This window comes from uncultured Sphingomonas sp., assembly GCF_964244235.1.
In the GTDB taxonomy this organism is placed as follows: Bacteria; Pseudomonadota; Alphaproteobacteria; order Sphingomonadales; family Sphingomonadaceae; genus Sphingomonas.
In genome coordinates this window covers 1-6,799 of sequence record NZ_CAXTII010000111.1, presented here as the reverse complement: position 1 = coordinate 6,799, position 6,799 = coordinate 1, and the positions used below count along the sequence as shown (strand labels likewise).

Annotated in this window: 6 protein-coding genes; all 6 read right to left on the bottom strand. The window is 65.9% G+C overall.

Annotated features, from left to right (window positions below; genetic code table 11):
• On the bottom strand, positions 1-562 hold a 562-nt coding region (locus ACFE7D_RS13520), incomplete at its 3' end, for an MBL fold metallo-hydrolase (RefSeq protein ID WP_375395938.1).
• Positions 563-627: 65 nt separating this feature from the next.
• On the bottom strand, positions 628-1,404 hold the full coding sequence (locus tag ACFE7D_RS13515) for a type III pantothenate kinase (RefSeq protein ID WP_375395937.1): 777 nt from the start codon (positions 1,402-1,404) through the stop codon (positions 628-630).
• A 24-nt stretch (positions 1,405-1,428) separates the two neighbouring features.
• Complete coding sequence (locus tag ACFE7D_RS13510) at positions 1,429-2,223, bottom strand: biotin--[acetyl-CoA-carboxylase] ligase (protein WP_375395936.1); 795 nt, start codon at positions 2,221-2,223, stop codon at positions 1,429-1,431.
• A 16-nt stretch (positions 2,224-2,239) separates the two neighbouring features.
• Positions 2,240-3,685, bottom strand: a complete 1,446-nt coding sequence (gene nuoN, locus ACFE7D_RS13505; protein WP_375395935.1) for an NADH-quinone oxidoreductase subunit NuoN — start codon at positions 3,683-3,685, stop codon at positions 2,240-2,242.
• Complete coding sequence (locus tag ACFE7D_RS13500; protein ID WP_375395934.1) at positions 3,685-5,208, bottom strand: NADH-quinone oxidoreductase subunit M; 1,524 nt, start codon at positions 5,206-5,208, stop codon at positions 3,685-3,687. The genes nuoN and ACFE7D_RS13500 overlap by 1 nt, the downstream gene beginning before the upstream one ends.
• A gap of 1 nt (position 5,209) precedes the next feature.
• The coding region (gene nuoL, locus ACFE7D_RS13495) for an NADH-quinone oxidoreductase subunit L (RefSeq protein ID WP_375395933.1) at positions 5,210-6,799 on the bottom strand (1,590 nt) is incomplete at its 5' end.

Genomic DNA, 6,799 nt, shown 5'->3' with positions numbered 1-6,799 from the left:
CCCCGTCGTCGCCGATCGCGGCGAGCTGCGCGGCGGTCGCGGGATTGCCGATGATCGGCGCGGCGTCGAGCTTCCAGTCGCCGGTGTGGAACACCCGGCCGACGGGGGTGTCGATCAGCAGCGCGTTCGCCTCGGGTATCGAATGCGACACGCCGACGAAGGTGAAGCCGAACGGCCCGACCCTGAACGGCTTGTTGGGCTCGACGAGCTTCAGCGTCACGCGGTTCGCGATACCCTCTTCCTCCAGCTTCCCGCGGATCAGACCGGCGGTGAAGGCGGTGGCGTAGAGCGGCACGCCCAGATCCTCGGCGAGGTAGGGCAGCGCGCCGATATGGTCCTCATGCCCGTGCGTCAGCACGATGCCGACCAGATCGTCGAGCCGTTCCTCGATGAAGGACAGATCGGGCAGGATCACGTCGATGCCGGGATAGCCGGCGTCGGCGAAGGTGATGCCGCAGTCGATCATCACCCATTTGCCCTGGCAGCCATAGAGATTGACGTTCATGCCGATCTCGCCCGAACCACCGAGCGCGCAGAACAGAAGTTCGTTCTTGGGAGTCATTGAAAGCTTTCGAAAAAGGAAATGGAAGCGCGCCCGCGGGCCGGTCGGCGCGAGCGCTGATTGGGTTACATATGGGCGCGATCCCACAGCATCGCCAGCCCCTTGATGGTCAGGTCGGGTTCGATCACGTCGAACAGGGTCGTATGTTTCTCGAACAGCGTGGCGAGGCCGCCGGTGGCAACGACCTTGACGGGCCGTCCGACCTCGATCTTCATCCGCGCGACCAGCCCCTCTATCATGGAAACATAGCCCCAATAGATGCCGATATGCATCTGATTGGTGGTGTTGCGCCCGATGACGCTGGTATCTGACGGTGTCTCGATCGCTATGCGGGGCAGCTTCGCGGCGGCGGTGACGAGCGCGTCGAGCGACAGGTTGATGCCCGGCGCGATGATGCCGCCCTTGTAGGCGCCCGAATAGTCGACGAGATCGACCGTCGTGGCAGTGCCGAAGTCGATGACGATCAGGTCGCCGGGGTGCAGCGCATGCGCGGCGATCGTGTTGACCGCGCGATCCGCGCCCAGCGACGCGGGTTCGTCGACGTCGATCGCGATGCCCCATTCGACGGGGGCACGCCCCGCGATGAGCGCGTCGGTCCTGAAGTATTTGCTGCTCAGCACCTGGAGATTGTGGAGCGCGCGGGGGACGACGGTCGCGACGATGACGCCGGTCACGTCGTCGCGGGTATAACCCTCCAGCGCCAGCAACTGGCTGAGCCAGACCGCATATTCGTCCGCGGTCCGCCTGGGATCGGTCGCGATCCGCCAGCGCGCCTTGACCCGGTCCCCCGCGACCAGCGCGAAGACGACATTGGTGTTCCCGGCATCGATCGCGAGCAGCATCGGCGGTCCTTCCCTACTTGCCGGTCATAGCAGGAAGATGTCGGCGGCGTGAATGACACGCCGCTCGCCGCCCGCCAGGCGCATCATGAGTGCACCGTCATGGTCCAGCCCGTCGAACAGCCCGTCGACCGCCTGGCCGTCCGGCAGCGACGCGGTGAGCGCGGTGCCGATCGGATGCGCACGCTCGAGCCAGCGGGCGCGGATCGGCGCGAGTCCTTCGCCGCGCCACCGATCCAGCCAGCGCGCGAAAGCCTCGGCCAGCGTTTCGGCGAAGTCCGCGGGCGCGACGGTCGCGCCCTGATCCGCGAGGCTCGCTGTCGGACGGTCGGACAGATCGGGATGATATGCGAGGTTGACGCCGATACCGATCACGACGGCGTCGTCGGCACGTTCGAGAAGGATGCCGGAGAGTTTCTTGCCGTGCAGCAGGAGGTCGTTGGGCCATTTGAGCTCCAACCCACCCCGGCCAAGGCCGGGGCCCAGTCGGGAGAACGCCGATTGGTGAGCGATGCCCCTCGTTTCATCGACGTTCGTAACCGGGCCCCGGCCTTCGCCGGGGTGGAGATACACGGAAACCCCCTCCTCCACCGCCACAGCCGCCACCAGCGCCAAGGTCGCAGCCGCAGGATCGGTCCCCCGCAACCGCACAACCGTACTCGCGTAGAAATTCCCGGCCGGCGACACCCACGCCCGCCCCAGCCGACCCCGACCCGCGGATTGCCGCTCGGCCCGCAGCCACACGCCCTCCGCCACCCCGCTCCGCGCGAGGGCCAGCATGTCGGCGTTGGTCGATCCCGTCTCCGCGACGGTGCGGATCATGCTCAGCGCGACAGGCCTAGAATAGCGACCGGGCGGCCACCATCGTCCAGCCGCCCAGCAGCGGAATGGCGAGATAACCGAACGGCGAGACGAACAGTGCGGCGATGGCGATCAGCCCACCCTCGACCTTGTTCTCGACCGCCGCGAAGGCGGGTGCCGGATCGTCGAAATACATCGTCTTCACGACGCGGAGGTAATAATAGGCACCGATCACCGACGCCGCGATCCCGACCACCGCCAGCGGGAAAAGCCCCGCCGCGACCGCGGCATGGAAGACCGCGAATTTGGCGTAGAAACCGAACAGCGGCGGGATCCCGGCGAGCGAGAACATGAAGATCGCCAGCGCCGCCGCAAGCCCCGGCCGCGTGCGCGACATGCCGGCCAGGCTCGCGATGCTTTCCACCGGCTGACCGGCATCGTCGCGCATCTGGAGGACGACCAGGAACGACCCGAGCGTCATCGCGACATAGATGGTCAGGTACATCAGGACGCTCGCGACGCCCTCCTGCGTGCCGGCCGCCAGGCCGATCAGCGCGAAGCCGACATTGTTGATCGACGAATAGGCGAGCAGCCGCTTGACGTTGCTCTGCCCGATCGCCGCGACCGCGCCGAGGATGATCGAGGCGAGGCTCGCGAAGATCACGATCTGCCGCCAGTCGCTGCTCGCCGGCCCCATCGCCTCGACGGCGACGCGCACGCTGAGCGCCATCGCGGCGACCTTAGGCGCGGATGCGAAGAACGCGGTAACCGGGGTCGGTGCGCCTTCGTACACGTCGGGCGTCCACATGTGGAACGGCACCGCCGAGATCTTGAACGCCAGCCCCGCGAACACGAACACCAGCCCGAACAACAGCCCGAGCGACTTCGGCCCCGCGTAAGCCGCCGCGACCCCGTCGAACATCGTCGTGCCACTGAACCCGTACACCAGGCTGATCCCGTAGAGCAGGATGCCGCTCGCCAGCGCGCCCAGCACGAAATATTTGAGTCCCGCCTCCGCGGACCGGCCGTCGCGGCGCATGAAGCTCGCCAGCACGTACGCCGCAAGGCTCTGCAGTTCGAGGCCGACATACAGCGTCAGCATGTCCGCCGCGGAGACCATGACCCCCATGCCGGCGGCGGACAGCAGGATCAGCACGGGATATTCCGGGCGCAGATCGTCGCCCGTCGTCCGGCGGAAGAAATCGGGCGCCATCACGATCGCGATCGCGGAGGCGATATAGATCAGGACCTTGGCGAACGCGGCGAACGCATCGGCGCGGTACAACCCGTCGAACGCCGGGCCGCCGGAGCCGGCCGGCCCAAGCAGGGCGATCCCCGCCCCCGCCAGCACGAACACCGACGCGATCGAGATGAACCGCGTCGATTGCTGGCCACCCCAGGCAGCCACCAGCATCAGCGCGACCGAGCCGAGCGACAGGATCATCTCGGGCAGCGTCATCGCCAAACTCGCGATATAATCCATTACTGCGCCTCCGCTTGCGCGCGGGGCAATGTCATACGACCGGGCGTCGGCCGGCTGTCGCTGGGCGGCGCGGCAGGATCGAGCCGCGCGAGCAGCACGCCGACATCCTTGCGCATCGGGCTGAGGAAGCTTTCGGGATAGATGCCCATCCACAGCACCACCGCGGCGATCGGGGCGAGCAGCCACAGCTCGCGGCCGTCCATGTCCGTCATCGTGCGCACATCGTCCGCCTTGATCTCGCCGAACGCCACGCGCCGGTAGAGATACAGCATATACCCGGCACCCAGGATGATCCCCGTGGTGCACAGCAGCGCCGTCCAGGTCGACACCTGGTATGTCCCCATCAGCGACAGGAACTCCGCGACGAAGCCGCTCGTCCCCGGCAACCCGATCGACGCCATCGTGAAGAAAAGGAAAAATAGCGCGTATCGCGGCATGTTGATGCTCAACCCGCCATAGCGGCTGATCTCGCGGGTATGCAGCCGGTCGTAGATCACGCCCACGCACAGGAACAGCGCGCCCGATACCAGCCCGTGGCTGAGCATCATCAGCATCGCGCCCTCGATCCCCTGCCGGTTGAACGCGTAGAGACCGATCGTCACGATCGCCATATGCGCGACCGACGAATAGGCGATCAGCTTCTTCATGTCGTTCTGCACCAGCGCGACGAGGCTCGTGTAGACCACCGCGATCGCCGAGAGCGTGAAGATCAGCCAGGTCAGCTGTCCGCTCGCGCCCGGGAACATCGGCAGCAGAAAGCGCAGGAACCCGTATCCGCCGAGCTTCAGCAGGACACCCGCCAGGATCACCGATCCTGCGGTCGGTGCCTGCACATGCGCGTCGGGCAGCCAGGTGTGGACCGGCCACATCGGCATCTTCACCGCGAACGACGCGAAGAACGCCAGCCACAGCCAGGTCTGGACGTGCGCGGGGAAGTCGTGCTGCATCAGCGCCGGGATGCTCGTCGTGCCCGCATGGATCGCCATGTACAGCATCGCGATGAACATCAGGACCGAGCCAAGCAGCGTGTAGAGGAAGAACTTGTAACTCGCGTAGATCCGGTTCGCGCCGCCCCAGATGCCGATGATGAGGTACATCGGGATCAGGCCGGCTTCGAAAAAGATGTAGAACAGGAACAGGTCCTGCGCCGCGAAGGTGCCGATCATCAGCACCTCGGTCAACAGGAACGCCGCCATATATTCGGGCACGCGCATCGTTATCGCCCGCCAGCTCGCGCCGATGCAGATCGGCATCAGGAACACGCTGAGCATGATCAGCAGCAGCGCGAAACCATCGATGCCGAGCGCCCAGTTGAAGCTGCCGAACACGGGGGCGTATTCGACGAATTGCCACTGCGCGCCGCCGATGTCGTAGCCCGACCACAGGACGATGCCGAGCGCGAGATCGACCAAGGTCGCGGCCAGCGCCAGACGGCGGGCATTGTCCGCAGACACGAACAGACAGGCGATTGCAGCCGCCATCGGCACCGCGAGCATCACGGACAGGATCGGGAAACCGGTCATCTCACAGTCCGATCGCCCAGGTGACCGCGGCGGTGAGCCCGATCAGCATGACGAAGGCATAGGTGTAGACATATCCCGTCTGGAGGCGTCCGGCGGCGCGGCTGCCGAACTGGACGACCCAGGCCGATCCGTCGGGACCGAAGCGGTTGATCGTCTGTTCGTCGCCGCGGTGCCACAACAGCCGCCCGATCGCGAAGGCCGGTCGTACGAACAGGAGGTCGTACAGCTCGTCGAAATACCATTTGTGCAGCAGGAAATCGTGCAGCACCGCGAACTGCCCCGCGACGTGCGCGGGAAAATCGCGGTTGCGGATATAGGCATACCAGGCGGTGAACAGCCCGAGCAGCATCGCGATCGCGGTGCCCAGCTTGATCGGCACGGGCACGCTTTCCATCGCCTCCATCAGTTCGCCGCGGAACGCGACCGCGCCGTGCCAATAGGTCCGGCCCGCCATCGGCTCGATGAAGAATCCCTTGAAGACAAAGCCCGCCGCGACCGCGCCGACCGACAGGACGATCAGCGGGATCAGCATGTTGAGCGGGCTTTCGTGCGGGTGATAGCCGCCGGTGGCGGCGGGCAGGTCGTGCTGACCGGGCGCGTGCATGTCCGGGGCATGACCGGCATGTTCGTCCGCCGCTTCGTCGTGATGTCCGTGCGCCCCATCATGATCGTGGGCGTGCAGCGCATGCCGGATATTCTCCGACTGCGCCCAGCGCGGCTGACCCCAGAAGGTCAGGAACATCAGCCGCCACGAATAGAAACTGGTGAGCAGCGCGACGAGGACACCGACGATCCACACCCCGACATTGCCCGATGCCCATGCGCCTTCGATGATCGCGTCCTTGGAATGGAAACCCGCGAACCCGATCTGCGGCAGACCCCAGACCCCGGGAATGCCGACGCCGGTGATCGCGAGCGTTCCCGCCATCATCCCCCAGAAGGTGACCGGGATCTTCTTCCTGAGGCCGCCATAGAAGCGCATGTCCTGTTCGTGATGCATCGCGTGGATCACGCTGCCCGCACCCAGGAACAGCAGCGCCTTGAAGAAGGCGTGCGTGAACAGATGGAACATCGCCGATCCGTACGCACCGATGCCGGCGGCGAAGAACATGTAGCCGAGCTGCGAACAGGTCGAATAGGCGATCACGCGCTTGATGTCGGTCTGCACCAGCGCGACCGTCGCGGCGAACAGGCACGTCGCCGCGCCGATCGTCGTCACGAAGGTCAGCGCGACCGGCGACGTCTCGAACATCGGCGACAGGCGGCACACCATGAATACGCCGGCGGTGACCATCGTCGCCGCATGGATCAGCGCGGAGACGGGCGTCGGCCCCTCCATTGCGTCGGGCAACCAGGTGTGGAGCCCGAGCTGCGCCGACTTGCCCATGGCACCGACGAACAGCAACAGGCACAGCACCGTCATCGTGTCGGCGCGGAACCACAGGAAGCCGATCGTGGAGCCCGCCATATGCGGCGCGGCGGCGAGAATCCCGGGGATCGACACCGTCTTGAAGACGAGGAACGTGCCGAAGATACCGAGCATGAAGCCGAGATCGCCGACGCGGTTGACGACGAACGCCTTGATCGCGGC